Source organism: Chitinophaga sp., assembly GCF_035564935.1.
GTDB lineage: Bacteria > Bacteroidota > Bacteroidia > Chitinophagales > Chitinophagaceae > Chitinophaga.
This window is the reverse complement of sequence record NZ_DATMTE010000153.1, coordinates 1-3,016: the sequence shown is the minus strand read 5'-3', so window position 1 is coordinate 3,016 and position 3,016 is coordinate 1. Positions and strand designations below refer to the sequence as shown.

At 46.7% G+C, this 3,016-nt stretch carries 1 protein-coding gene; it reads right to left on the bottom strand.

Features of this window, described 5'->3' with window-relative positions:
* Positions 1-10: 10 nt before the first annotated feature.
* On the bottom strand, positions 11-2,647 hold the full coding sequence (locus VN105_RS04140; protein ID WP_325638217.1) for a putative LPS assembly protein LptD: 2,637 nt from the start codon (positions 2,645-2,647) through the stop codon (positions 11-13).
* Between the last annotated feature and the right edge of the window lie 369 nt (positions 2,648-3,016).

Sequence of the window (3,016 nt, the reverse complement as noted above, 5' to 3'; positions counted from 1 at the left end):
CCCGTTTTCGTTAAAGATCCTGGAACTGCCTCGATCGGTTTATCCGCAGGTCACGCAAAATACCCGCCTTCGGGTTAATCGTGATACTAAACTGCCGGAAGGTACCAAACGGGATAAGGTTAATGGACATCTGCCAGCAGTGCAGATCCCGTGAGATATACATATTCGTGTAGGCGATCTGCATATTGGTGAAGTCAAAACCACTGTTCAAACCAATTTTCCATTTGGGTGTGAGACTAAAGTCGCCATTGAAACTTACATATTGGGTAATACGCTTCACTACACCGCCGGAATCGGGTATAATAGTATTGGTATACGATAAGCTGTAAGAAAGATCTACCCGCCACGGAATATCAAAATCCACATACTCGCCGGGGTTGTTACGTACCATCTGCAGCTGCCGCTGTTGTGCAGCGAATGCAGCATCTGCGCTCTGTGCATTTTCCAGGGAATCGATTTTTTGTTCCTTCTCCTGGCTCTTCTTATCCTTCGATTGGAAAGAGGTGCTCATGGAAATGCTGGCATTGGTTAACCGCCCCAGGCTGATCTTACCCTGCTGCCACACATATTTATCGAGGCGGCGACCACGGGCATCTACCTGGTAAGGGTCAAGGTTTCCGCTGGCAGAAATATTCAGTTTGTCGAACAGGTTGGTACGGGCGTACAAACTGAAGGTGGATAGTTTAAATGAATCGGCCACCAGGTTATAACTACCATTGATCCCGAAGCCATCCAACAGCTTTATTTTCTTTTCGTGGTTCCCAGTGGTATCCTTTTTCGAAAATACCTTCATCTCCAGGTTATTATCCAACCCGAAGTTCAAACCGCCAAAAGCGCCGGCAGACGGCACACCGATAATAGCCCCGTCAAAGTCGGACACCATTTGTTTGTCGCCCGCATTGTTATACTGCAGCTCATGGTAGTACTTGCTGGAAAGGTCCGGCCGGTAACTGGCGCTCAGCGTGGGCCTCATCACATGGCGGATAGCCTTGATCTTGGAGGTTTTTTTGAAGGTGTACATACCGTATATAGCGGTAGACAACGACATGCTGGCACTGATATCGCGGGCACTGTAAAAGCCGGGAGCATAGGTGGTGTCAATAGCACCCAGGCTATCTACCCCTAATCCAAGATTCGGTTTATTCGGATCCCATTTACGTATAAATTTCTTTGTGTACCAGTACTCGGTATAGTTGATGCCCGGCGATAAAGTAAAGGTTTTAAACACCGGGATAGAGAACGAGATCGGGATATTATGCTGCATACCTGTTTGCATGGCATCGAACATGGCCTGTTTACCAAACAGGGAATCCTTGAAATTAGCCTGGTTACGCAGGATAGTATTATAGGAAACGCCTATTTTTTCATACCATTTCGGGGTACCCACCATTTCCTTGGGTTGGAAAGGGTAAATAGTGTTTACCGTGAATGTAGCGTCCGGAAAGGAGATAGACACATCGCGGGTGCTGAGGTTCTGGGAGTGGTTCAACCCCATGGTGAGGTTATAGGGTTTGCCCTGCCAGGTTTTGGAAAAGGTGATAGACGACCCGATGTTATTGTTTACACGGGTATTATAGTCGTACACATTGTATTTGTTATAGGAAGATGTTCCGAAGTTCACTGCCGCACCGAAGTTCACGCCGGGGCGGGCTTTACTGTCCATACTATGGTTCCAGGTAACGCGGAAGTCCTTGGAAGTGGCGAACTCTGATTTAACTGCCGGGTCGCCGAAGCGGGTATTGGCAAAGCTCAGGTTAAGCCCCCCATTGTATTTGTAGCGCTTCCGGTAAGTAGGACTGGCAGTAAGGCTCCAGCTTCCGTAGGAATACACATCCCCCCGCATGGTCAGGTCAAAATGATCGCCCAGGCCGATATAGTAACCGCCGTTTTCCAGGCCGATCCCTTTCTGCTGGTTCACCACATATTGTGGCGGCAGGATACCGGAGCGTTGCCCCTGGGTAATGGGGAATATGGCAAAAGGTATATACAGCGGCGTGGGAATCCCTTCAATTTCCAGGTTAGCCGGTCCGGAGATCACCAGTTTATCAGGGATCACCTTTATTTTACGGGCCCTGAAGCTAAAGTGAGGGGTATCCAGGTTACAGGTGGTATACCCGTTCTTAAAGCCGAAAATGGTATTGTCTGCCGCTTTTTTGGTTTGCTGGCTGTGAATGTAGCCTTCCCCATACTGGGAGCGGGTATTGTAGATCTTTGCTTTCTGGGAGGTAAAATTATACTTGAGGGTATCCGATTCAAAGCTTTGTCCCCCGTCGTTCATTACGGGGCCCCCGAACAGCTTGCCAGCCGTATCTTTGGCGTTGGTGGCTTCCAGGATACCGGTTTCCTGGTCGAAATTCATTTTTTCGGCAGAAAGATCAATCGTTTTGTATTTTGTGTTGGCTGTGCCATACAAATAGAAGCGCTTATCGGGCACCATCAGGATAATGGAATCCTTCGCTTTATAATTTACCGGCGCATCCAGCGTGTCTTTTGATATCTTTGGTACAAACAGGGTATCTACAGTGGTTTCCCCGGTGGTATCCACACCTTTGGTTAATTGGGTGGAATCTGAGGAATCAGGAGGAACAGCAGCCGGTTTGGGTATTTTACCTGTATCTTTCCGGACCGGAGGCGTGGTATCTGCCAAACTTTTGTTAAAATATGTACCAACTTGTGGCCTTCCACCCGCAACTGCATCTATAATAAAGGGAATGGCGACGAACATACCGGCAAAAACCAGGTATGTATGCCGAAAAAACTTTTTATAATTATTTTTGTGGCTAGCGTTCATGTGTTATGGCGGCAAACCTACAAGATTTTATACAATTTATTACAAATGGTAACTTGTATTGTTTGTATGATAATATAATAAAAGTTGGCGGAAACTCGCGTGGAACAAGCGGATTATTAATTTAACAGATAAACTTATTTTTTTATTTTTTGTGAAAAACAGCACCCATTAAAATGAGAATCATGCGCTGGAACCGATTTTGGATTTTAGGACTGGGAACACTAC